Origin of the sequence: Scytonema sp. HK-05 (assembly GCF_963872035.1) — a bacterium.
GTDB lineage: Bacteria > Cyanobacteriota > Cyanobacteriia > Cyanobacteriales > Nostocaceae > Kalymmatonema.
Genome location: NZ_CAWMYC010000151.1, coordinates 1 through 25,671 on the forward strand (window position 1 = coordinate 1; position 25,671 = coordinate 25,671).

Here is a 25,671-nt window from a genome sequence, read left to right on the forward strand (position 1 = left end):
GGTTGGTTTAAACATTGTGGTTATTGTACTGCATCCAACTGAAAACCGCTATAAACAACGCTGCGCGTATAAATCTAGTTATACGTTCATATTTGGCCCAACTAGACGTATAATCCTTAAAAAAGCTGGGATTATCATTTAAAAAACTTGACGTATAATCAAAAATCGCTTTAATGAGAAAACTTAGAGCCTTGGTCGCGTAATTAGCTCAATCTCTTATTCTGCTTTAGCTTACGAGATTTTGCTTCAAGGATTATACGTCGAGCGTTGTTTTTTGTCCGTTTCCTATCTCAACGCCAAATACTGTTCTTCTTTTATCACTACGACAAAGCCCACAATGTGAGATTCAACTTCGGCAACCCAAATTTCTCCTTTGACAGCCAGATCATCACGAAAGCGAGATTTCCATGCAGAATATGGCTGTGGATGTTGAATGTTGGGAAATGTTTCGTACCAAGTTTTATACCAAAGCTGAACAATCTCTTCTAAATCATGTGGGTCGTAGAGTCGAATTTTCACGACGTTAAGTCAACATTTTCAATATCAAATCACAGATAAACACAGATGCACACAGATAAATTATCTATGCTTATCTGCGTACATCTGCGGTTCCCAATACTCTTCCCGTCAACAGGGAAGGGGATGGGGTTATATCAGGTTCGGTTGATTACTTATCATTCCTGAAGAACCTCACCCCCGTAAAGGTACGCTTCACGTCCCCTCCCCCTCCGGGTATGCCTATGGCTTGCGCCACGGCTATCGCCGAACGGCACGCTACGCGTTCGCCTTTGGCGTGCGCTTTGCGCTTACGCCAGTCGCCTACGGCGGCAAACCCGCCTACAGCGCTGGACTCACCGCAAGCGGGGAGGGGATAAAGGGGTGGGGTGCAGTCAATGTGGGAATCATAACTAATTAGCCGAACATGGTATTACTGCGGATCTAAACGCAGCACTGCCATAAACGCTTCTTGCGGTACATCCACTGTACCCACCGATTTCATCCGCTTTTTACCTTTTGCCTGCTTCTGCAAGAGTTTCTTCTTCCGGCTAATGTCACCGCCGTAACACTTGGCAAGCACGTCTTTACGTAAAGCTGGGATATGTTCACTGGCAATAACTTTACTGCCAATTGATGCTTGAATAGGCACTTTGAATTGATGGCGTGGAATCAATTCTTTTAGCTTCTCAGCCATTGACCGCCCGACGTTGTATGCTTTATCCCTATGGACAATCATCGCCAAGGAATCCACTGGATCGCCATTGATCATAATATCCAGCTTCACAAGGGGATTTTCGCGGTAGCCAATAAGTTGATATTCCATGCTGGCATATCCCCGCGAGCGGGATTTCATTTGGTCAAAAAAGTCCGTAACTACTTCTGCCAAAGGCAACTCGTAAGTGAGTGTGGTGCGTCCTTGAGTGAGATATTTCATGTCTTTAAAGACACCACGCCGATTTTGCGCCAACTCCATCAAAGTGCCGACGTAAGTTTCTGGCGTAATCATATCCACTTGGACGTAAGGTTCTTCGATTTTTTCCCGTTCGTTAGGAGAAGGTAAGTGACTGGGGTTGTCGATGTACAGTTCTTCACCTTTGACGGTGATCACTTTATAAACCACTGAGGGGGCGGTGATAATTAAATCCAAGTCGTACTCTCGTTCTAGGCGTTCTTGCACAATTTCCATGTGCAGCAAACCTAAGAAGCCACAGCGGAAGCCAAAACCCATTGCGCTAGAAGTTTCTGGTTCAAAGTGCAGCGCTGCATCGTTGAGTTTCAGCTTATCCAAAGCTTCGCGCAAGTCTCCAAATTGGTCAGCATCAATCGGGAACATCCCACAAAAGACCATTGGGTTAGCTTCTGTGTAACCAGGCAATGGTTCAGCAGCTTTGGCGTTGGATAAGGTTATTGTGTCTCCTACCCGTGCATCAGCTACAGCTTTAATTGCTGCGCCTAAATAACCTACTTCCCCAGCATGCAGTTCTTGCACTTGCTTTTGGGTGGGAGAAAGCACTCCTAACTCATCAATTTCGTATTCTTTGCCAGATGCCATTAGGTAGACGCGATCGCCCTTCTTGACTGTGCCATCCATCACCCGGAAATAAACAATCACTCCCCGGTAGCTGTCGTAGTAGCTATCAAAAATTAATGCTCTTAATCGGTCATTCACCGTGTTTTGTGGCGGTGGTACACGCTCAACAATGGTTTCTAAAATCTCGTCAATGCCTATACCCTCTTTGGCAGAGGCGAGAATTGCACCGCTGCAATCTAAACCGATAATTTCTTCAATTTCGCTGATGACTCTGTTTGGTTCTGCTCCAGGTAAGTCAATTTTATTCAAAACTGGAATAATTTCCAAGTTATGCTCTAGAGCCAAATACACATTTGCCAGGGTTTGCGCTTCTACTCCCTGGGAAGCGTCTACTACCAACAGCGCACCTTCGCAAGCAGCAAGACTCCGGGACACTTCATAGGAAAAATCCACATGCCCTGGAGTGTCAATTAAATTCAGTACATACTCCTGACCATCTTTTGCCTTATAATTCATCCGGGCAGCTTGCAGCTTAATGGTAATGCCGCGCTCCCGTTCCAAATCCATGTTGTCGAGAAACTGTTCCTTCATCTCCCGCTTATCCACAGTGCCTGTCACTTGCAGCAAGCGGTCTGCTAGAGTAGATTTCCCATGATCAATGTGAGCAATAATACAAAAATTCCGAATGCGAGCTGCGGGAACGTCAGTCATATACTTCTTTGCTTTAGCGGCAACAAGGGATAAAAGAGCAATATACTTAACGTATTTTAATGCTTTCTTAGGTGAGACGGTGAAGACTGCAAGGGGAGACGAGGGGACAAGAGAACAACAACCATAACTCAAAAATCAAAATTATTGGCTCAGGACGACGGGACAAGAAGATGTACAGACGCTTTCATCTCTAGCGCGTCTCTACAAATGACTAATGACTAATGACTATTGACTATTGACTACTGACAAATGAAGATTGACTTGTGGACTTTCAAGAAGATATGAGCGCGAGCCGTGTTTCCTCCCTGGCTTAAAAGCAGAAGGTTCCCAAAATGAACGCTCCTGTTTTATGAAGGTCTATCCATAGCTTCTAGTATTCATCAGTTAGAGGCGTACAATAAACAACAAGAAGTGCATTCATACGGGCTTATGGGCGATTGCAAGCCGCAACAGCCCCGCTGTGTGAATAGACCTACTTTACAAAGCCTTGGAAAAAACAAATTCACTAAGTAACCCTATGAATATGAAAGAGAAAGCTACCGATGCGGAACAAAGACTTGCCGATAAGGTAGAGATTGCTATTCGCCTAGACTCCGAGTTACTAGAACAAATTCAGCATCTCACCAATGACCCCAGCAAAGTGATTGAGGTGGCGATCCGCCAGTGGCTGAGGGGTGAAACCCCAAGAGATGATGAACTGACGCGCAACCCTGTGCGTAAACCTTTACCACCTCGAGGGGAATGGAACGATTAAACTCAAAAAAAAATCTAAAAAAAAGCTAAAAAGTAAGATATATATGGAGGATTAAAAAATGTAAAATCTCCGATGCTAGACTTTAGAACAACCAAAAATCGCCGCTCAAGTATGCTAAATCTGAAAAATTTATGCCAAACTTTCAGCAGCGAATAGCAAAGCTTTTTTGGGGTGCCATTTACTTATCCAACTCGAGTCATGAGTATTACTGCTAACTCCCAAAGGTCGAAGATATTGTCAAAAAATCTAGAAGATATTACCAGTAACACTAATGGCTCATGGGCAAGTTTAGGAGCCGAGTTGGTGTACACGCAAGATGGTACAGGGCGTTACCTAACCTTCTGGTGGCAATACAGCGAATGCTTAGGGTTAAACCCACAGCAAATCGTTGAAGACCAAGGCGGCAAAGAATATGCCTTCTTCCCAGTTGATAAGGCAGCATATTTGTCCATGTTGCAGCGGATTTTAACAACTTTGATGCCAGACAGGTATCAGTGCTGGTTTAGCTACGGTCAGCAGTTGTTTGAGTTGGAGTTGGTGATCAGTCCAATCATATCCTCCTTGGCAAGCACCCCAACAACAGTTTTAGTCATGGGACGGCTGCTGCAAACAGCACTCAGCAAACAAGAAGAAAACTTGGGTTCTCAAACAGCCGTAGAGCAAGCAGCGAGACATTCACAGCGCCACCATAACCTGATCAACCAAATTACTAGAAATATCCGGCGGACATTGGATCTGGATATTATTTGGCAACAAACGGTGGATAGTTTGGGGGAAGCGCTGCAAGTGGAACGCTGCATCATTTGTCCCTACCAATCATCAAGCACGAAAGTGCAGGTGATAGCAGAGTACCGCCAACCAAATAATGGTTCTATGCTTGGCTTGGAAATAGATATGGCTTCTGAGCCGGGCTTTACCCAAGCATTGGCAACTTTACAACCTATTCTAGTAGAAAAGCCACAACATCCTCTGTTCAATCAGCAGAGAATGTTAGTGGTTACGACTTGCTACCAAGACCAGCCAAATGGATTAATTGCTGTCACCTTGAGCAAAATGTGCTCCCAGATCACCCCAGAGGAACTTGAACTGGCAAAAGAGGTGGCAGATCAGCTAGGAACAGCGATCGCCCACGCTACCTTATATAAAGAACTAGAAGAAGCACGTCAACAAGCCGAACAAGCCACCCGCCGCATTAGAGAATTTCTCGCCAATGTCACCCATGAGCTGAGAACGCCACTCAACGGCATCATCGGATTTTTAAAGTTGATTCTGGAGGGTATGGCAGACGATCCAGAGGAACAAACGCAGTTTCTGCAAGAAGCTCACAAATCATCACTTTACCTGCTTGATATTATCAACGATATGTTGGACATTGCCAGAATTGAAGCTGGCAAAATGGAACTGGAATTGCGATCGGTCACCTTAGATGAGCTATTTAGTGATGTAGAAAGCTTTATGGGACCTCAGGCAGAGGGGAGAAACCTTAGCTTCCGAATACAAAAGCCTCCTACCTCTGATGAAATTATCGTCTATGGTGATTACCAGCGCCTGAAGCAAGTGATGTTAAATCTGGTTGGCAATGCTATTAAATTTACCCATGAAGGCGGTATAACTATCAGTGCCGATGTCGTTCGCAAAAAAGTGACATTTCAAGACCAACAATTTCCAGGCATGGTAAGAGTGCGTGTTGCCGACACAGGTATTGGTGTTTCTCTAGACAAACAGGACAAACTGTTTCAATTATTTAGTCAGGTAGATAGCTCCCGCACTCGCCAGTACGGCGGAACAGGCTTAGGACTGGCAATATCCCAAAAGCTGGTAGAGGCGATGGGAGGTGAGGTGAATTTTTACAGTTTGGGCGAAGGGCTAGGATCAACAGTCACATTCACTGTACCACTCTATCAACAACCAGTTATGGTTTCATCCTCAGATAGCGACTCACAAGATTAGTTCAAAAGACGCACCATGCATGAGGTGTCTCTACTTTAGACTAAACTGAAAAAGGTGAAGTCAAAGTGGTTATGTCATCAACCCTTGGCTCAAGCTACTGGGCTTGTCCGAAACAAGTCGGGTGACGTAAGTGATGACTAGCCCATGAGACACAACTTGGTACACAATCGCCGAATACTTCTCCAGTTCGGATTATCTGTAAGACCTCTTGTTAGGTCGTGGTTAAAGACCAGTCATCTTAGTTGTGTTGGGCGAGGAGACTGAAACAGGTTTACTAGTTCCTGGGATTATATCCAATCAAAAACTACTCCCTTTTACGGGGACGCGCAGTCCCTCGTGTCGTGTTTCCTCCCGTGCCGTCATGGCTCGGGTTTCCACACTTCCCGCAAGGTTTTATGACAGATCCAACAACAGCCCGTCAATTATTCCAAACCGCTTACGAAAGTCGTTACACTTGGGATGAAAACTTTCCTGGCTACAGTGCAGATGTGCAACTTGTTCAGGAAAATGAAGTCCACACAGGTAAAATTCGCATAAACGGCGACCTCGGCGTAGAAGTTACGGGTGTTGCAGATGAGCAAGTGGAAGAAGGTATTTATACTCAATTGCGAGATATAGTCACTCACCGTAAACGCACAAGCTTTGACGAGTCTCATGGAAAGCACGAGTTTAGTCTTGGTCAAGAAGATCCGGATGGTGCGATAGAAATCCTGGTGAAGGGCGACTCTATGGGTTCAAATTATAAAGTCCGGGGCAAGGAAATTTCCCAGGTAAGTCGGGTCATGGGTCGCATGGGTTTTATCATTGATACCCACGAAAGCTTGGACACAGGTTCTGGCTACATTGCAACTCGCTATGATGCGATTTTCCGCAACTCCAAAACCAATGAAGTGACCAGCATTCTCAAATTTGAAGATTCTTATGAGAAAATTGCCGAGTATTATGTGATGACTAAGCAAGTTGTGCAAGAGTATAAAGATGGCACTCGCACGACAACTGAGTTCAGCTACTCCAATATTAAGCTACTAGAACCAGCAGCTGTTTAGTCACGAGTCATGAGTCATGAGTTATTGATGGCTCACAAAAGACTAACGCTAGAGAACAAAAAGTCATCAAGCTGGAATTAGATCTAGGATTGGTTTAACAACACTGGAAAATAATAATTTTGGGAAGAGGTCTACAACTATGGAACTTACAATTGACAACGTCGAAACAGTTTTGGATGAATTGCGCCCATATCTCATGTCTGATGGCGGCAATGTGGAAGTCGTAGAACTTGATGGTCCGATTGTCAAACTGCGGTTGCAAGGTGCTTGCGGTTCTTGCCCCAGTTCCACAATGACTTTGAGAATGGGGATTGAGCGCCGCCTCAGGGAAATGATTCCCGAAATTGCAGAAGTTGAGCAAGTGATGTAAAAGTGATTAGTCAAGAGTCAAGAGTTTAAAGTCAAAAGTCCAAAGTCAAAAGTCCAAAGTCCATAGACCCTTAACTCTTGACTCTTGAGCCTTGAGCCTTGAACGCCAGTCGCCTAGGCGCGGGAGCGTCATTTGCGCTGGCTGCCCTTAACCCTTGACTCTTGACTCTTGCTATGTCTCATCCTCTCTACGTCGCTTTTATTTGGCATCAACATCAGCCACTGTACAAATCTTCTTCCAGCAACGGCGTTTCGCAGTCCGGTCAAGAGCGTTATCGTCTACCCTGGGTGCGTTTGCATGGTACTAAGGACTACTTGGATCTCGTGCTGATTCTAGAGCGCTATCCTCGATTGCACCAAACGGTAAATTTGGTACCATCGCTGATATTGCAGCTTGAAGATTACATCGCTGGCACTGCCTTTGACCCTTATTTGGAACTGAGCTTAACACCAGATGAGCAACTTTCTGACCAACAACGGGAATTTATCGTCGAACACTTTTTCGACGCAAATCACCACACCCTGATTGATCCCCATCCCCGCTATGCTCAGTTGTACAACCAACGGCAAGAGAAAGGACATGCTTGGTGTTTGTTAAACTGGCAGGTGCAAGATTACAGCGATTTATTAGCTTGGCATAATCTGGCATGGATTGACCCGATGTTTTGGGATGACCCGGAAATTGAAGCTTGGTTAAAACAGGGTCGGAATTTTACTTTAGGCGATCGCCAGCGAATTTACTCTAAACAACGACAAATCATTAGCAAAATTGTCCCGCAACATCGGGCAATGCAAGATGCCGGGCAGTTAGAAGTGACAACATCGCCTTATACTCATCCCATCTTGCCTTTGCTTGCCGATACCAATTCTGGTCGAGTTGCAGTGCCGAATATGACTTTACCAGAATATCGGTTTAGGTGGGCAGAAGATATTCCCCGGCACTTGCGGAAAGCTTGGGATTTATATGTAGAGAGGTTTGGAAGAACGCCACGAGGTTTGTGGCCCTCAGAACAATCCGTTAGTCCAGAAATATTACCGTATATTATAAATCAAGGATTTAAGTGGATTTGCTCAGATGAAGCGGTGCTGGGCTGGACGTTGAAACACTTTTTTCAGCGCGATAATGCCGGGAACGTCCAAAACCCAGAGGTGCTGTACCAACCATACCGCTTGCAAACTCCAGCAGGTGACGTGTCTATTGTCTTTCGGGATCATAGATTATCAGATTTAATTGGCTTTACCTACGGTTCCATGCCGCCAAAGCAGGCAGCCGCAGACTTGGTGGGTCACTTGCAGGCGATCGCCCGAAAGCAAAGAGACAGCCAAAGCGAACAACCTTGGTTAGTCACCATTGCCTTAGATGGTGAAAACTGCTGGGAATATTATCCCCAAGATGGCAAACCCTTTTTAGACGCTTTGTATCAAAGCCTGAGTAACGAACCACACCTGAAACTCGTTACCGTTTCAGAATTTGTCGAACAGTTTCCGCCAACAGCAACTATCCCAGGAGAGCAACTGCACAGTGGTTCTTGGGTGGATGGCAGCTTCACCACTTGGATCGGTGACGCTGCTAAAAATCGCGCTTGGGATTACCTAACGCAAGCCAGGGCAACTTTAGCCAATCATCCAGAAGCAACGGAAGAAAACAATCCCGAAGCATGGGAAGCTTTGTATGCAGCAGAAGGTTCTGACTGGTTTTGGTGGTTTGGTGTCGGGCATTCCTCGAATCACGATGCCATCTTCGACCAGTTGTTTCGAGAGCATTTGTACAGGATATACAAGGCGCTGAATGAACCTATACCTGCTTATCTCCGCCAACCCGTAGAAATCCACGAGGCACAGGCTGATCATCGCCCACAAAGCTTTATTCATCCAGTCATTGATGGTCGAGGTGATGAGCAAGACTGGGACAAAGCCGGACGCATAGAAGTCGGCGGGGCGCGGGGAACAATGCATAACAGCAGTGCAATTCAGCGGCTTTGGTACGGCGTGGATCACCTGAATTTCTATTTACGGGTAGATTTCAAAGCAGGCATTCAACCAGGAAAGGATTTACCACCAGAGTTGAATTTACTGTGGTATTATCCCGACAAAACCATGCACAACAGCCCTGTTCCCTTAGCAGAAGTGCCGGATACATCCCCAGTAAATTACCAGTTTCACCACCATTTAGAGGTTAATTTACTGACGCAATCAATACAGTTTCGCGAAGCAGGGGAGGATTATCAATGGCATCCGCGTGCGAGCCGCGCTCAAGTTGCCTTGACCAAGTGTTTGGAGGTGGCGGTACCTTGGGCAGATTTGCAAGTTCCGCCAGATTATCCCTTACGGCTGATTTTGGTGCTTGCAGATGAAGGGCGTTTCTGCAATTATCTCCCAGAGAATGCTTTGATTCCGATTGAAGTACCTTGAGTCATTTTACACTAAGTGTAGGAGGAGAAAGGGGAAATTTCCTCTTCAAAATCTAAAATTTATAATGTAGGGCGCAAGACCGCTGCGTTCCTACACCCCTAGAACCCTTCTATTCCTTAATTTTTCCATCTTTCATTGCGCTGGTGGAGTCCTGGAAAAGTTACGATTTCGCAAAGATATCGTATTACTACTAGCGAAAAAAAAAGTTTTTGGTTAGATTGAAAAGACTTTAGAGTTCAATAAGGCTTTGTGCTTAATGAATCGCCTATCTCCGAAAATATAACATTGTTATATGGATGTTTTAATATGGATGTTTTAAAGCAAAGTCAGCTTGGTCAACTGTGCAGTTCCAAGCTTCCCGGATCGCGATTGCCCTCGTGCTTCCCACTGCGCTCCGCGCGATCGCCAAAGACGACTTCTTCCCCCAAGTCTACCTTGCCCTCTTTCTCCTCGTTGTCTAAGACCGATTGAATATTTTTTATTTGGAAGTCCCTAGGGCATCGGTTTGCGGGGTTTTTACAAATCTTTATATAGCTCAATTTATTTGGGCTTGTTTACTTAACAATTGTCGTCAGTGCAAAGTACTACGAAGTACCTGCGCTAGCCGTGAATTATAGCGGTAAGAACCCGGAGTCAGGTACACCAAAGAAATAATCAACCACAGATGGACACAGATGGACACAGATAAATAATTACTTGATTCAATTGAGTTGCGCTATAGAGTGTGGAGAATTTGATGGTGAGTTGAAGTGTCACTTACCTGATGTATCAAATTAAGAATTGTGACTCATTAAAATAAAAAGGTTAAAAACCAGAGTTATGACTATTTTAGCTACATTTCATCAAAATATTGCAAAATTTGAATGTTTCATGAATTAATAGATTGAAAAAGGTAACTATGCATCAATTATCTCTGTACATCTGGCTTTTTCATTAATAATAAATGAAATGGAACTTAGTATTTTGTCATCATTTTCTGTCATTAATTAGTTCTTATTAATACCATCATTTTTAGCATTTGCGGACATTCAAGTAAAGCCCTTAATGTTTTGACATTAAAAACTTTTGGAATTGAGATTTTGTATAATAAGGAGAACCATTAATTATTATGAAAAGAATCAGGGATAACTTAAGCGTAATGTGTCACGCAGTCGCGCCTACCAAATGATGATCTGCTGCCTTAATCCTGATTGCCCAAATCCTCTAAATCCTCATGGAAAGAACCTTTGCCAAACGTGCAGCACCCCACTGGTGCCACTGCTGCGAAATCGCTTCCATATCATTCAAGTTCTTTCTGATGAAGGTGGATTTGGTAGAACTTATTTAGCAGAAGATATAGATAAATTAAATGAACGGTGCGTTATCAAACAACTGGCACCAAGAGTCCAAGGAACTTGGGCGCTTAATAAAGCAATGGAATTGTTTCAAAAAGAGGCTCAGCGACTGCAAGAACTAGGAGCGCATCCCCAAATTCCCACGCTTTTGGCTTACTTTGAGCAAGGTAACTACCTGTATTTGGTACAGCAGTTTATCGATGGGCAAAATTTGTTAAGTGAATTGCAACAGAAGAAGAAGTATCACTGTAGTGAAATTAAAGAAATTTTGCTGGATTTACTGCCCGTTTTGAAGTTTATCCATGAGCAAGCAGTGATTCATCGAGATATAAAACCACAAAATATTATCCGCCGTCGAGCTTCTCTATCCTCAACAACAGTGGTTTCAGGAGGAGCCGGCAATTTAGTTCTCATTGATTTTGGCTCTGCAAAGCAGTTAACGGCAAAAGTAAAGATGAAAATGGGGACTTCCATTGGCTCACAAGGCTATTCCCCTATTGAACAGATAAGAGATGGTTCGGCTTATCCAGCAAGTGATTTGTTCAGTCTCGGGGCGACTTGCTTTCATTTGCTCACTGGAGTTTCCCCTTTTAAACTGTGGGCAGAATATGGCTATAGCTGGGTACAAGATTGGCAGCAATATCTCAAAAGCCCAATTACTGCAGAATTGGCACAAGTTCTCGATAAGCTGTTGCAAAAAGATATGCAGCATCGCTACCAATCAGCCAATGAAGTACTTGCAGACTTGAACGTCAAGCAGCAACTGCCATCACAATTAAGAGCAGCAACTGCAACAAAGCACACAACAAAATTACCAACGACTGAGTCGCCATCTGTACCAAAACGATATATCTTGTTGAGAAATTCAGTCTTGGCTTTTAGTGCCATCATCTTATTGAGTTCGGGTAAATTTTGGTATCAGCAATTCCGTAGTCTGGGAATGAGAATATCCTCTAGTTTGAGTCAATCAAACACAAGCGCTGCCAATCGAGATGTGATTTTTCATCAGCGTCCACAACCTCTTTTAGGGCACTTTTCCTTAGCCTCTACTGTCAAAGGATATTCCAACTCAATTTTATCTGTCGCTATTAGCCCGGATGGCAAAACAATTGCCAGTAACAGCAATGACACTATCAAATTGTTAAGTTTGGTAACGGGGCAAGAAATCTCTACCCTAAGCGGGCATACCGATACAGTTAATTTCCTGAGTATTAGTTCAGATGGGCAAATCCTGGTGAGTGGTAGCGAGGATACAACTATCAAAATTTGGAATATGGCAACGGGACAAGAAATCCGCACTTTGGAGGGACATACTAACTCAGTTCATACCCTTGCCTTTAGTCATAATGGCAAGATACTTGCCGATGGCAGCGATGACAACACGATTAAACTTTGGAATTTGGCAACAGGTGATGAAATTCGCACACTCAGGGGGCATTCTAATTGGGTTCGGTCTGTTGCGTTTAGTCCCGATGGCAAAACCCTTGCCAGTGGCAGTTTTGACAAAACCATCAAACTCTGGAATTTGGCAACAGGGCAGCCAATTCGTACACTCGAAGGTCATTCTGGCAAAGTGACCTCTGTTGCGTTTAGTCCCGATGGCAATACCCTTGCCAGTGGGAGTTTTGACAAAACCATCAAACTCTGGAATTTGGCAACAGGACAGCAAATTCTTACACTCGAAGGTCATTCTGGCAAAGTGACCTCTGTTGCGTTTAGTCCCGATGGCAAAATCCTTGCCAGTAGCAGTTTTGACAAAACCATCAAACTCTGGAATTTGGCAACAGGACAGCAAATTCGCACACTCAGGGGTCATGTTGATGGAATTCAATCTGTCGTCTTTAGTTCGGATGGAAAGACTCTTGTCAGTGGAGGTGACGATAAAACTATTAAGATTTGGCAAATGTCTTTTTAAATTTCTTTGTTTTCAAGGCTTTTAGCTTGGCAATGCTACAACAAATACCTATGGAGTGTGATGAATAATCCGGAATATTATCGCCTCAATTGGTAAGTAAATGTATTCGCAAACAAGCAAGATGCTCTCTGTTTCTTTTGAGCAGCAATGTGAGAGCAACACAACTGTAGAATTGGCAGGCGTTATGTAAAGATGACTGACTCAAAAATTAAAGTGTTGACGGGTGTAGCGATCGCACTTTTGGGAGTTGGCGGAGTTTGGTATTGGCAATCTTCCCCTGCTGCCACTAGTGTATTTTCTGACAACAGTCAACTTCAAACGACACCCTTGGGAAATTTATCTGCAGCCTACACCCTTGCAGGACACTCCGACTCCATTTTGGCTGTTGCCATCAGCCCGGATGGACACACTCTTGCCAGTGTCAGTGGAGACAAGACCATCAAACTGTGGAATCTCGATACTGGAAAGGAAATCCGGACTCTAATAGGGCATTCTCAGTGGATTAATTCAGTAGCATTTAGCCCAGATGGCAAGAGCCTTGTCAGTGGAAGTGCTGACAAGACAATCAAACTGTGGAATCTTGATACTGGAAAAGAAATCCGGACTCTGACAGGACATTTAGCTTCAGTGCAGTCTGTTGCCATCAGTGCTGATGGTTCAACCCTTGCTAGTGGCAGTTGGGACCAGACTATTAAACTGTGGAAGTTGGCTACAGGCGAGAACATCCGCACCCTTAGAGGTGGTTGCGACGTCGTTAACACCGTTGCGTTTAGTCCAAATGGAAAGGTTCTTGCTAGCGGTAACTATTTTGACAACAGCATTAATTTGTGGAACATAGCGACAGGAAAGGAAATTCATACCCTCAAAGGGCATTCCGAGGCTGTTTCCTCCCTTGCTTTCAGCCCTGATGGTGTCACTTTAGTCAGCGGCAGTTGGGACAAAACCATCAAATCATGGAATGTTACTAAGCAAAGAGAAATTTCTACCTTTACAGGGCACACTAACAAGGTTTTATCTGTCGCTGTCAGCCCTGATGGCAAAACCATTGCCAGTAGTAGTTGGGACAAAACTATCAAACTTTGGAATTTGGCTACTGGAGAGCAAATAGGTACTTTAAGCGGGCATACCAGCAGGGTTTGGTCTGTGGCGTTTAGTCCAGATGGTAAAACCCTTGCTAGTGGCAGTTTTGACAAGACTATTAAGATTTGGCACGTTGCTGCAAAATGATGAATCATGAATAACGAATCATGAAGTTTTGCATCATTCATTATTCAAGATTCATAATTCTTTTTAAAAGAGCGTCAATCGGTATGTGCCCCGTTCCTGCGCATTCGCTGAAATAACCACTATGTAGTAAGTGTCATCTTCCGGCAGCCTAGCGCGGTCAATGAGAGCACTGTACTTGCCGTCTTTGTCACTATCTGAGGCTACGATTTGCCCTTTAGAATTTAGCAAGACTATATACGGAGAAAACTGCTCAAAAATACTATCCACACGGATACTAACAAGCTGGTTTTTCTTACCCTGAAACTTGGAAACATTATAAGGGCTTCTATTTTGTTTCAGGGTCAAGCCCTCTGATGTCAGTTCGCTGGATTTATCTAAACTGTAGCTGGCTCTATCATTCCTGAGAGCTATGCTATAACGACCTTTTTGTCCTGGGTTTTGGCTTGTGACTGCAATTTTGTAAGTACCCTTCGCGGGCAATCGTACAAATATAAATGCATCCTTCACTCCTCGATTATCTACTCCGCCGCCAGTACCTCGTTTTAAAAGAACTTGATTATTAGGGTCAAGCAGAAGCAAGTAGGGGTCTAGACTCAAATTGTTTGAGCGACGTTGATCCGCACTGCCCGTGAGTCTAATTTGAATCAGTTGGTTTTCTCTGCCCTCAAACTGGTAAAAATGAAAATATCTGCCTTGCGACTGATAGTCACCTGGAGCCAGAACACCGAAGGCAATATCTACAAAATTAATCTCTTTAAAAGTAGGTGTTATGGAAGTAGCAAGTGGCGAACCCACATTAGCAGGCTGGCGATCTCTTTGGCGTGAAGAAGTAGAACGACGACCTGAGGTAGTAGTACGTGTCGCTGTGGGTGTGGAAGGATAACTGGTAGTGGAAGGCTTAGGTACTGAGATGGTAGCCCCCGTTGCTGTGGGTGGAGAAGCCGTGCCAGCGGCGGTAGGTTTCGGTGTTGGGGTGGTATTACGCGTTGCTGTAGGTGTAGAAGTGGTTCCAGCGGCGGCAGGTTTCGGTGTTGGGGTGGTATTACGCGTTGCTGTAGGTGCAGAAGTGGTGCCAGTGGCTGTTGGTTTCGGTGCTGAGGTAGTACTACCGGTTGCTGTGGGTGCAGAAGTGGTGCCAGTGGCTGTTGGTTTCGGCGCTGAGGTGCTAGTACCGGTTGCTGTGGGTGTGGAAGTTCTGCCAGCGGCGGTTGGTTTCGGTGTTGGGGTGGTATTACCAGTTGCTGTGGGTGTGGAACTCCTACCAGTGGCTGTTGGTTTCGGTGTTGAAGTAGTACTACCGGTTGCTGTGGGTGTGGAAGTCCTACCAGTGGCTGTTGGTTTCGGCGCTGAGGTAGTAGTACCGGTTGCTGTGGGTGTGGAAGTTCTGCCAGTGGCTGTTGGTTTCGGCGCTGAGGTAGTAGTACCGGTTGCTGTGGGTGCAGAAGTCGTGCCAGTGGCTGTTGGTTTCGGCGCTGGGGTAGTACTCCCCTGGGCTGTGGGTGCAGAAGTGGTGCCAGTGGCGGAAGGCACAGGTGTTGAGGTGGTACTCCCCTGGGCTGTGGGTGCAGTAGCAGGAGGTAAAGGTGACTCAATAGGTTGTTTGCGTTGTTGAGATACAGGCGGTTGAGCCACAGGGATTTGCTCAATTCCTTTTTCTACCGCTTCTGGTTGTCTCTCATCTGGTGGTTTGGCAATTATGAAGTGTTGAGAGTGTAGCGGATTTGCCAAAACCTTTATAGGTAGAGCATAACTCGTTGTCAACCAACTACTGCTCATGCACAAAATTAAAACAAAGTTTAATCTATCTTTATAGTGTTTATTATTTTTTCCTGCCATTATTCACTCCTCATTTTTTATTTCCCAATTCAATCTAAAGGTAGATTGATACCTTGCTAAAGATAGATTTACACCTTGTTTTATTTGGCTTATGTACTACGTTCTGCTTAATTTGCTTTTTGCTTGTCAAGCAGAACTAAAAAAAGTTGATTTACCTGTATAAATTTTACTGAAATAGGGTGACAAATTGCCGTTATTTTTTCTACAAATAAATCATTACCTTGTACGGTTTACATATTTGTGATGACAAAAAAACACAAAAAGCAGTATTATGACTATGCTGGAGTAAAAATGTTCCTCAACTTGTTAAGGTGATGAAGAAGCTGACTTCAACTTCAGGGGTAACAAGTTTCTTAAAGTCAATAATAATAAGTAGTATATCAATGCGTTAAAATCACAAATTGCCTTTTGCACACGCAAAATGGTTTGTCTTATCGCATTCAGACTAAGCGTAAGAATCCGGAGAACAGGCAAAACAGGATGAAATAGATAACAGGTAGAGTTTAGGCACACAAGCATATCCATATGTATCGCTCAAGCTGAATGCCCTGAAATCCACTTAGATTGTAAGATAGTTAGTTGACAACAAAGCAAAGCGCCTTTATGTAAAATGACAATCTTATTGAGTCAGACAGAAGATGGCAAAATTATACGGCATCGCTTAACGTTAACATATACTCAACCTGCACATGGATTCCCAGTATGCTCTGCTGCCTGAATCCCGATTGCCAAAATCCTTTAAATCCAGATGGTAGCCAGCAATGCCGAAGTTGCAATACACCATTGATTCCTTTGTTGAGGGGTCGTTATCGTGTCATTAATGTACTGTCTGATGAAGGGGGATTTAGCAGAACTTACCTAGCAGAGGATATAGACAAGCTGAATGAACCTTGCGTTGTTAAGCAATTAGCACCAAAACTCCAGGAAACTTCTGCTTTGAAAAAGGCGGTGGAGTTATTTAAAGAAGAGGCAAAACAGCTTCAGCAGTTGGGACAACATCATCAAATTCCTACACTTTTGGCTTACTTTGAGCAGGATAAATACCTGTTTTTAGTCCAGCAATATATCGAAGGACAGAATTTACTAAAAGAATTGCAGACACAGGGAACTTACAATGAAAGCAAAATTCGAGAACTTTTGCTGGATTTACTGCCTGTGCTTGACTTTATCCATGCACGTGGGGTGATTCATCGAGATATCAAGCCACAGAATATTATCCGCCGTGATAGCGATCGCCGATTGGTGCTGATTGATTTTGGAGCTTCAAAACAGCTTACCGCAACTGTGCAGACTAAAATTGGCACGACGATTGGTTCGCACGGTTATACGGCGATCGAACAGATGCAAGATGGAAAAGCTTACCCAGCTAGTGATTTATTCAGTTTGGGTGCAACTTGTTTTCATTTGCTGACTGGGGTTTCTCCATCTAAACTATGGATGCAACATGGATATAGTTGGGTGAATCATTGGCAGCGATATTTGAACCAACCTGGTCAAAGTGGAACAATTTCACGCCTAAAATTGGCTAAAGTTTTAGACAAGCTGTTAAAAGTAGACTTTCAAAAGCGTTATCAATCGGCTGATGAAGTTTATAAGGACGTGTTACGTCAGTCACAACCACTATCCTCAACCTTACTTTCAGTCGCCCCATCATCAGAGCAATTAACTTCATTACTACCAGACGGTAAGCTAAAGAAATATTTGTTGCTTGGTGCTGGAGTTGTGCTGTTGGGATTAGCAGGATGGTATTCATACTTTCGTCCACTCTTCATCACCAAGCCTTCTATACCCAGTCAGCCGATAACTAGAACCTCGGAAGATTCTGATTCACCCAACACCCTGAAAGGACATTCCAGCGATGTTAACTCTGTCGCCTTCTCTGGTGATGGCAAGTTGCTTGCCAGTGGCAGTGATGATAACACAATTAAACTATGGAATGTAGTGAACCAACAAGAAATCCGCACTCTTAAGGGACACTCGGGATGGGTTTGGGCTGTCGCCTTTTCTCCTGACGGTAAAACTCTTGCTAGTGGGAGTGCAGACAAAACCATCAAATTATGGAATCTAGAAACAGGAGAGGAAATCGGCACTTTAAAGGGACATTCTGGTGGGGTATCTTCCATCACCTTTAGCCCAGATGGCAAAACCCTTGCTAGTGGAAGTTTAGACAAGACAATTAAACTATGGAATCTAGAAACAGGTCAGGAAATTGGTACTTTCAAAGGACATTCCAATGCAGTTGCTTCTGTCGCCTTCAGTCCGGATGGTGGAACCCTTGCAAGTGGGAGTTGGGACAAGACGATTAAACTGTGGAACTTAGGAACAGGAAAGGAAATTCGCACCTTTAAAGGACATTCTGATATGGTTCTTTCTGTTGCTTTTAGTCCGGATGGTGTCACTCTTGCTAGTGGTAGCAAGGACAAGACAATCAAACTCTGGAATTTGGTTACAGGAGAAGTTACTCACACCCTGAGGCAGCATTCCGACAAAGTTAATTCTGTTGCATATATGTCAAGTGCTCTTAACGACAAAACTCCGAATGGAGTGGTTCTCCTTAGTGGTAGCAATGACAACACTATTAAACTTTGGAATCCAGCAACCGGACAGGAAATTCGCACTTTACAGAAGGATTCTGGCTATATCTATTCCGTCGCCATTAGCCCAGACGGAAAGACCATTGCCAGCGGTGGCAGTGCTGATAACATTATCAAGATTTGGCGGATGCCTCATTAGTTCTGATTTATTAATTTAAAAAAGCCATGACCAAACATATTTTATTTTTTATTCACGGTATGGGTGAAAGCTATTCGGAAAATGAGTACCGTGTTTTGTGGACGGCGATCGCAAATTCCTACTGTACTCAATGTAAAGTTCCACTAGATGTGTTTAATAATCAATTTGAAGCTGTATATATTAACTGGCAAAGCGTCACTTCTGATGCAGAACTTACAATTTTTGATGCAGCATTTCCCCAATTAGAAGTCACTCAAAAAAAATTACCTTTTAGCGACGTAATGCATCCAATTCGTGGAATTCGTAAATTCATCACATTTTTTATGGGTGATGTTGCTGCTTATGTATCTGAGAATGATAACAATATTCGGCGCAGAGTTTGGCAGCAAATGGAACCTCATGTTAGCAAAGGCTTACCCTATAGTATTATTGCTCATTCTCTTGGTTCAATCATTGTTTTTGACTACTTGTTTAACTTATTTGAAGAAAATAATTTGTTTCTACCAGAATCTGAAGGTCTTGAACATCAAAGCGAACTATCTCCTAATAAAATTTCTCAATTAGGTGTTAACTTCCGTCATCTCTTTACCTTAGGCTCTCCAATTGGTTTATTTTTGTTACGTAAAGGTGATTTGTGGAAAGATGGGAAGAAATTTAATTCCATTAAAAATCCTGTTAACGATGATATAGAAAAAGGTATTAAGCGAACTTGGCTCAACTTTTATGATGAACAAGATGTTATTGCTTACCCTTTAGAAAAGCTGTTTAGTTTGAATCCAACTAGACCTCAAGGTTCAATCAAAGATGTTTTAGTCAATACGGGTTGGTTTGCTGTTGATTCTCATACCCGCTATTGGGAAAATCAGCAGGTTGCTGTAGAAATAAGTCAAGTTCTACTTGGAGGTGCTTAATAAAGCTCTTACAAAAGTCAATTGCTATGAAAATGAAACCACAGATAAACACTAAATAACATTTTTTCCTCTGTCTTCCCTCTTCTTGTAGAGCAAATGAGGGGGGTAAACACGGATAATTTATGTGTACTTATAATACGAATTCTATATAAAGATGGACTTAATATTTATTAAACAAAATTTCTTAAAAAACTGTGAAATAGCAATACTTGAGCGCATCTTCTTTAATATTGTACTAACAGAATCAGTAATTTTTTTTGTTGGTACTTGAGCGAATGGCTTTGTCCAGATCTCGCAACAAGTCTTCTTCTGCATCGCGCTCTTGCTTGAGTTCTCGAATCATTTCCTGACTTGAACCAATCAGTAAGCCAGCAACTGCACCAATAATGGCGTATTTTTGATCCAAATTTTTATACATTTGACTCGTGTAGGGGCAAGGAAGTAAATGAGCAATAACAAAACCTATTCCTGCACCTAAAAATGCGGTCACAATGGCAGAGAAAGCGATTAGTTTGGCGTTCATTTTGCTCCAATCCTTAATACCCCTGCTAGATTATTAGGGTATAGCTTCATTGTCGCAGCATCTCACAAAGTGGTAGCTTAATTTTTACCTCTTGTAATAAGTAGGTCGGCGTGAATATTTATCGTTAAGACAGGCAGCTATGCTGAAGCGAAGAGGGCTGGAAACTGTAACATAATTCCTACGCATTTCTCTTCATAACTAGTCAACTTTGAGTAGGCATTACGGGAAATATGCTAGGATATTGGCATTATTAACGGTTAACAACCGTGCCGTCAGAGGATAACCCTTCCAGCTTAGACTGGCGTTTGATAAACGTGCCACAGGCGAAGTGCAGGCTCCATAGACAGAGGGTCGTTAGTAGCGCCTCAAAAGAAGTTTTTTTATAACTTCGACACATATAGCGGTCAGTTAGACCGTTCTCGCGCCTGTGGACTGGTTGATGCCGACATCTCCAGTCCTGTTGCAGGAAATAAACGAAACTCAACATTAATTGATTAGCTTTGATAAGCATAGATTAGAGTTGAGTAGGATTTATGTAACGGTTTTAGCTAAGTTTACTTTTCGTTACTGAAAAGACGGCGAGAAAGCCCGCCCCTTCTAGGATGTTGTTGGTCAATTCGTGTGGGGTGATACCCCTGATAAACTCGTTTCCAGCCTGAGGCTGGAAATGCCAGCGAAGAGGCTCTGCCTCTAAGTACCGGAGGCCGAGCCTCCTAGTAGTGCATTCCCTGGCTGAGCCAGGGAACGAGAAACTTAGGGGGTGTGGCTCCTCATTTATTCGCCAACAACATCCTTCTAGGATGGGATGATTTCTCGTTCCCCGTCTTGTCATTAGTCATTGGTCATCAGTCATTAGTATGATTAATTACGCTCATATATATCGTGAAAAACGTACGCTCGGACTTAGGACTAATGACTAATGACTCGAAATCCCCCGGTTATGAAACTTTCACTGCGTTTAGTTTCATGAGAAGCCGGAGGATGAGTTAAATACTTCTGTTTATTTGCGCCTTTCTACTTATCAAAGTCTTGCATTCATTTATCAAGAATTCACGAGCCAGAATTCAGACTATTCTGAATTCTGGCTTCTGCATTCTTTTTCAACGCGTTGAATCATTAGGCGCGTTATCATCGGCGTTTTGCGTTACAGTCACAGCCGATTTAGGTTGTGCGATCGCTGTTGCTTGTTGATCCTCATGTCTATTTGAGGAAGGCGGCTTAGATCGATGAGAAGGTTTGCGCTTTAAGAAGCGTTCTTCCAAATTTTTGATGATTACGTACAATACTGGAACGATGAGCAAACTCAAAATCGTTGCCACGAGTAACCCCCCAAACAACGCCGTTCCCAACGACCAACGTGACGCAGCACCCGCACCTGTGGCGATGACGAGGGGGAAAAATCCGAGCAACGACGCACTGGAAGTCATGACAATCGGTCGAAACCGCTCTTGGGCAGCAGTTAAGGCAGCCTGGGGAATTGTCATGCCCCCTTCAAAAGCTTGATTCGCAAACTCAACGATCAGAATCGCGTTTTTCGAGGCGAGTCCAATCAACATTACTAATGCTACGTTTGCGTAGACATCGTTCACCAAACCTCGCAATGCGAGCGCACTCAGCGCACCCAACAACGCTAATGGTACGGTCAACAAAATAATCGTGGGGTCAATATAACTTTCATACTGAGCGGAAAGCGTCAGAAACACCATAACGATTCCGAAGCCAAAAATCAGAATGCCCAAGTTACCTGCAGCTAATTCTTCGCGAGCAGTTCCCGTCCAATCACTGCCAACACCTGGTATTGCTGCTTCGTTCACAGCTTGCTGCATCGCCTGAATCGCTTGTCCACTACTGTAGCCCTGTGCTTCTCTACCTTGGAGATTGATTGCGCGGAAGCCGTTGTAGTGAGAGATCACGGCTGGACCTGTAATGGGTGTGAGTGTTGCAACCTCACTCAATCGAACCATTTGGTTGTTTGCCGATCGCACATAAAGCTGACGAATATCATCTGGCGAACGACGATAGTTGCCCTCTGCTTGAACATAAACGCGGTAGCTCCGCTGTCCCAGAGTAAAATCGTTGACATACTGCGAGCCAATTGCGGCTCCAAGTGTGTTTACAGCTTGCTGAAAATCGACGTTGAGTGCTTCAAGACGATTGCGATCAAAGTTGATTTCAAACTGTGGGGTACTGGCGGTAAACTGCGTAAATACGTTGCCGCTAAGGGCTGGTTTTTGATTCGCTTGCGCTAAAACCGCTTGGGAGTTAGCAAAAAAATCATCGATTGTCAATCGCCCGTTGGTGCGGTCTTCAAGCTGTAGCTCAAATCCACCCAACGTACTGAAGCCTTGAATGGGAGGGGGACTGACTGCGGTGATAATGGCTTCTGGTATTGTTTGAAATGCGCCATTGATTCGCTTTAAGATTGCAGACGAACTTTGCTCGGGTCTAGTGCGCTCTTCCCACGGTTTGAGCTTGGCAAAGAACACGCCTCGATTTGACCCACTACCTGCAAAGCCAAATCCTGAAGTCGCGAAAACGTTATCAATCTCTGGTTCTTTTTGCAGAATTTGTTCAAGATTTTGAATCACTTTGTCGGTATAACCAAGAGCAACCCCATCTGGAGCTTGAATAATGCCTAAGACAATGCCCTGATCTTCAGTCGGAACAAATCCTGTGGGAACATGCGTGAACATAAAGTAGGTTGCGGCTAAACCCACCACAAACAATCCAATGACAGCGTAACGGATGCGAATCAGAAATTTGACGATCGCGATAAACCGTTGAATCACCCATCCCAATACCTGATTAAATCGGTTAAAAAACCAGCCTATTGGACCCCGTTTGGGTTGTGGTGGACGTAGCAAAATCGCAGATATACTGGGACTGAACGAAAGCGCATTAAACGTTGAGATTGCGATCGAAAACGCAATCACTAACGCGAACTGCTGATACATTCTCCCGGTCGAACCCGGAAAAAACGCCACAGGAATAAAGACTGCCATCAACACAAGTGAAGTTGAAACTACCGCCCCAGTCAGTTCCTCCATTGCTTCGACCGACGCTTGATACGGTCTGACTCCCTGTTCAATTTTGCCAGCGATCGCCTCTACGACGATGATTGCGTCATCAACGACTAATCCTGTCGCTAAGATTAATCCAAATAAGGTTAAATTGTTCAGTGAGAATCCAAACACGTAAGCAAAAGCTAAAGCGCCGATCAGCGAAACGGGAATCGCAACAACGGGAATAATGGTTGCTCGCCAATCCTGTAGAAACAGATAAATCACCAACACGACGAGGGCGATCGCTTCAACAAGCGTTTTCACCACTTCTTCGAGCGACGCTTGCACAAACCCAACGGTATCGTAAACAATCTGGGCTTTTAATCCGGGTGGGAACTCCTTCATCAGGTCATTCATCTGCGCCTGGACGTTTCTCGCCACATCCAGCGCATTACTGCCTGGTAACTGATAAATTGCTATGCCGATCGCAGGCTTGCCATTATTCCTCGCATTACTCGCGTAAGTCTCGCTCCCTAGTTCGGCACGACCCACATCTTTGAGTTTGATTAAGTCCCCATTACTCCCCACTTTGATGACGAGGTTCTCAAACTCTGAAGCATTTTTGAACTGACCATTGACTCGCAGAGGAATTTCATAGCTTTGACCCGGAGGTACAGGCTGTTGACCCAAGGTTCCAGCTCCTGCAAGAATGTTTTGCGATCGCAATGCCGTGGCGACATCTGTCACGGTTAATTGCCGACTCGCCAATGCATTCGGGTCGAGCCACAACCGCATTGCATATTGCTTTTCACCAAAAATAGTCAGATCGCCAACTCCGGGTGTTCTCAGGAGTTGATCCCGCAAATTGAGATCAATATAGTTACTGATAAAGAGCGCATCATACTCATTATTTTCTGGATAAACCGCATACACTAACAAAATGCTTGTGGAAGCTGTTTGCGCCGTCACACCAAATTGTTGCACCGTCGTCGGTAAGCGAGGTGTGGCACGGGCAATGCGGTTCTGCACGTTCACTTGGTCAATATTTTTATCAGTCTGCGTACCGAAATATACTGAGATTTGGCTACTGCCCGCTGAACTGTTCGAGGTCATGTACTGCATTCCCTCAACACCGTTAATTTGTCGCTCAAGCGTGGTCGTCACCGCAGTTTCCACGGTTTCCACATCTGCCCCGGTATAGGTTGCAGAGACCTGAACGCGAATCGGCGCAATATCTGGCAAGTAATTGAGCGGTAGCAGCGGAATACACACGCCCCCCAGGAGCAGAATCAGTAGGGTACACACGGTAGTTAAGACCGGGCGTTTGATAAAGGTATTGGCGATCGACAAAATCATGGACTGTCCTGGATTTAAGATTGCGGTTGAATTGGTGTGCCTTCTCGAAGTTTGAGAATGCCAGAGGTCACAATCGTTTCGCCCGGTTGAAGCCCTGAGAGGACTTGATAATTCGTACCTTGAATGTCACCGAGCCGCACTAAACGTTGATGGACAATTTGCTGCGGTTTGCCGTCTACGGTCTTGTTTTCGGTGACAAATACAAAACTTTGTCCGCCAATCCGAGAAATCGCAACGGTGGGAATCAAGATACCCGGTTGTTGATTCCAAATCACGCGAGCTTGAACGTATTGCCCATCGCGCAGTCGCCCTTGTGAATTCGCAAAGCGTGCCTTGCTCAAAACCGACTGCTGATTAGAATTCACTGTTGGAGAAATGTAGCTAATCGCGCCCGTGCCGAGCAATTGCTGCGTGGTGGGATCGAGTAACTGAACGGGCAATCCAATTCGCAGTTGCTTCAATCGGTTTGAGGGCACAGAAAGATTGAGATCCAGCGAATCGTTTTGCGTTATTGTGGTGATGGTTTGTCCGGTGTTGACATAATCTCCAACCTTGACTGGAAATTCACCCACTACGCCAGTGATGGGTGCTACCACGCGTTTGAGATTGAGATTGACTTGCGCAGCAGCCGTGCCTGCTTGGGCTTGGCGCACATTTGCCTGTGCTTGCCGAACAGCTGCACCGGATGCAGCAACTTGTTTGTCTGCAGCTTGCAAATCGGCGATCGCAGTTTGTAAATTATTTCTGGCAACATCTAACTGCTGTCTTGCCTGCGCTCCCTGGGTAACTAATTGTTGGGTGCGGTTGAACTGTACTTGTTGAAGCTGAACATTTGCGGCTGCCCTAGTTCGCTGCGCTTCGGCTTGTTGAAGTTCTGCTTGAGCAGTTTTTAACGCTGCTTGTGCTGCATTGGTTGCTGCGAGTGAACTCGCAACATTTGCCTGAGTTTGATCCAAACTCAACGATGCGATGGGCGTTCCTTTCTGTACTCGCTGACCACTAGATACGAGAATCGCTTCAATTCGCCCCTGAATTTGCGGCTGTAGCGTGACTTTTTGTTGCGCCTCTAACGCACCGACAAAACCCGAACTTTCTTCGATTGTGCTAGTGCCAACTTTTTGAACTTTCACTGGCAATGCTGAGTTTCTAGCATTTCCTGCGGTCTTAGTCTGATTGGGGGCAGCTGAGCGCTGAATTGGGAAATGAGACCACACAGCCATTCCGCCAACAGCCAAGACTATCCCAAGCCCCAACCCAACCAATAAGCCCTGCCGTCCTGAAAGCTTTCCAGGTAAAGAATTACTAATTTTAGGAGTTTCCATTGGCTTACCCTCGAACTGCCCAGGCAAAATCAACTAGACGTAAGGAACGCAACGTACTTATTAGCTAGGGCTGAACAATAAATTATTACAGCTACGGCTGAACAATAAATCCTCCAACCTTAGTAGGAGAATGAGCTTCTCAAGTATGGACAGCAGACTTAACTTTCGTCCTGCTTCTATGAATCAAGAATTCCACAGTTTTAGGGAAGCGTAACCGTGGGAGTGTAACAGTGAACAGTGA

At 44.4% G+C, this 25,671-nt stretch carries 17 protein-coding genes and 1 pseudogene; 10 read left to right on the forward strand and 8 right to left on the reverse strand.

Features of this window, described 5'->3' with window-relative positions:
- Positions 1–285: 285 nt before the first annotated feature.
- Positions 286–519 carry a hypothetical protein gene (locus AACT52_RS34910; protein WP_073635021.1) on the reverse strand — a complete coding sequence of 78 codons (234 nt, stop codon included), beginning with the start codon at positions 517–519 and terminating at the stop codon, positions 286–288.
- A 409-nt stretch (positions 520–928) separates the two neighbouring features.
- The gene (gene lepA / locus AACT52_RS34920; protein WP_073635022.1) at positions 929–2,740 is read right to left on the reverse strand and encodes a translation elongation factor 4; all 1,812 of its coding nucleotides are present in this window, start codon (positions 2,738–2,740) and stop codon (positions 929–931) included.
- Between the two features lie 517 nt (positions 2,741–3,257).
- Here lepA and AACT52_RS34925 point away from each other — a divergent pair.
- The 5 genes from AACT52_RS34925 to AACT52_RS34945 all read left to right on the forward strand — a co-directional run bounded on the left by AACT52_RS34925 (position 3,258) and on the right by AACT52_RS34945 (position 9,271).
- Positions 3,258–3,494 carry a hypothetical protein gene (locus AACT52_RS34925; protein WP_041036982.1) on the forward strand — a complete coding sequence of 79 codons (237 nt, stop codon included), beginning with the start codon at positions 3,258–3,260 and terminating at the stop codon, positions 3,492–3,494.
- A gap of 198 nt (positions 3,495–3,692) precedes the next feature.
- Positions 3,693–5,444, forward strand: coding sequence for a sensor histidine kinase (locus AACT52_RS34930; protein ID WP_073635044.1), 1,752 nt, complete (start codon positions 3,693–3,695; stop codon positions 5,442–5,444).
- Positions 5,445–5,839: 395 nt separating this feature from the next.
- Positions 5,840–6,490 (forward strand): DUF3386 domain-containing protein, encoded by a 651-nt coding sequence (locus tag AACT52_RS34935; protein WP_073635023.1) that lies wholly within the window; start codon positions 5,840–5,842, stop codon positions 6,488–6,490.
- Positions 6,491–6,629: 139 nt separating this feature from the next.
- Positions 6,630–6,860, forward strand: coding sequence for a NifU family protein (locus tag AACT52_RS34940; RefSeq protein WP_073635024.1), 231 nt, complete (start codon positions 6,630–6,632; stop codon positions 6,858–6,860).
- A gap of 173 nt (positions 6,861–7,033) precedes the next feature.
- Positions 7,034–9,271, forward strand: a complete 2,238-nt coding sequence (locus AACT52_RS34945; protein ID WP_073635025.1) for a glycoside hydrolase — start codon at positions 7,034–7,036, stop codon at positions 9,269–9,271.
- Positions 9,272–9,606: 335 nt separating this feature from the next.
- On the opposite strand, the gene AACT52_RS34950 is transcribed toward AACT52_RS34945, so the two are convergent.
- Positions 9,607–9,810 carry a hypothetical protein gene (locus AACT52_RS34950; RefSeq protein WP_096549336.1) on the reverse strand — a complete coding sequence of 68 codons (204 nt, stop codon included), beginning with the start codon at positions 9,808–9,810 and terminating at the stop codon, positions 9,607–9,609.
- Between the two features lie 628 nt (positions 9,811–10,438).
- Here AACT52_RS34950 and AACT52_RS34955 point away from each other — a divergent pair.
- Together AACT52_RS34955 and AACT52_RS34960 are read left to right on the forward strand one after the other, a co-directional pair.
- Positions 10,439–12,520, forward strand: a complete 2,082-nt coding sequence (locus tag AACT52_RS34955; protein ID WP_073635045.1) for a serine/threonine-protein kinase — start codon at positions 10,439–10,441, stop codon at positions 12,518–12,520.
- A gap of 192 nt (positions 12,521–12,712) precedes the next feature.
- A complete protein-coding gene (locus AACT52_RS34960; RefSeq protein WP_073635026.1) occupies positions 12,713–13,747 on the forward strand; it encodes a WD40 repeat domain-containing protein in 1,035 nt (344 codons plus the stop codon).
- A 63-nt stretch (positions 13,748–13,810) separates the two neighbouring features.
- Here AACT52_RS34960 and AACT52_RS34965 read toward each other — a convergent pair.
- Positions 13,811–14,593, reverse strand: a pseudogene (locus AACT52_RS34965) (pre-peptidase C-terminal domain-containing protein); the annotation flags it as partial.
- 43 nt (positions 14,594–14,636) lie between these two features.
- Between AACT52_RS34965 and AACT52_RS34970 the strand changes: the two are divergent.
- The 3 genes from AACT52_RS34970 to AACT52_RS34980 all read left to right on the forward strand — a co-directional run bounded on the left by AACT52_RS34970 (position 14,637) and on the right by AACT52_RS34980 (position 19,227).
- On the forward strand, positions 14,637–15,359 hold the full coding sequence (locus AACT52_RS34970; protein ID WP_073635028.1) for a hypothetical protein: 723 nt from the start codon (positions 14,637–14,639) through the stop codon (positions 15,357–15,359).
- 926 nt (positions 15,360–16,285) lie between these two features.
- Complete coding sequence (locus tag AACT52_RS34975; protein WP_073635029.1) at positions 16,286–18,316, forward strand: serine/threonine-protein kinase; 2,031 nt, start codon at positions 16,286–16,288, stop codon at positions 18,314–18,316.
- Positions 18,317–18,342: 26 nt separating this feature from the next.
- Positions 18,343–19,227, forward strand: coding sequence for a hypothetical protein (locus AACT52_RS34980; RefSeq protein ID WP_073635030.1), 885 nt, complete (start codon positions 18,343–18,345; stop codon positions 19,225–19,227).
- 244 nt (positions 19,228–19,471) lie between these two features.
- On the opposite strand, the gene AACT52_RS34985 is transcribed toward AACT52_RS34980, so the two are convergent.
- The 4 genes from AACT52_RS34985 to AACT52_RS35000 form a co-directional block, all read right to left on the reverse strand.
- A complete protein-coding gene (locus AACT52_RS34985; protein WP_073635031.1) occupies positions 19,472–19,750 on the reverse strand; it encodes a hypothetical protein in 279 nt (92 codons plus the stop codon).
- 250 nt (positions 19,751–20,000) lie between these two features.
- Positions 20,001–20,261, reverse strand: coding sequence for a hypothetical protein (locus AACT52_RS34990; RefSeq protein ID WP_143172946.1), 261 nt, complete (start codon positions 20,259–20,261; stop codon positions 20,001–20,003).
- Positions 20,262–20,850: 589 nt separating this feature from the next.
- On the reverse strand, positions 20,851–24,108 hold the full coding sequence (locus AACT52_RS34995) for an efflux RND transporter permease subunit (protein ID WP_073635032.1): 3,258 nt from the start codon (positions 24,106–24,108) through the stop codon (positions 20,851–20,853).
- 14 nt (positions 24,109–24,122) lie between these two features.
- A complete protein-coding gene (locus AACT52_RS35000; RefSeq protein WP_233154145.1) occupies positions 24,123–25,430 on the reverse strand; it encodes an efflux RND transporter periplasmic adaptor subunit in 1,308 nt (435 codons plus the stop codon).
- Positions 25,431–25,671 lie beyond the last annotated feature (241 nt).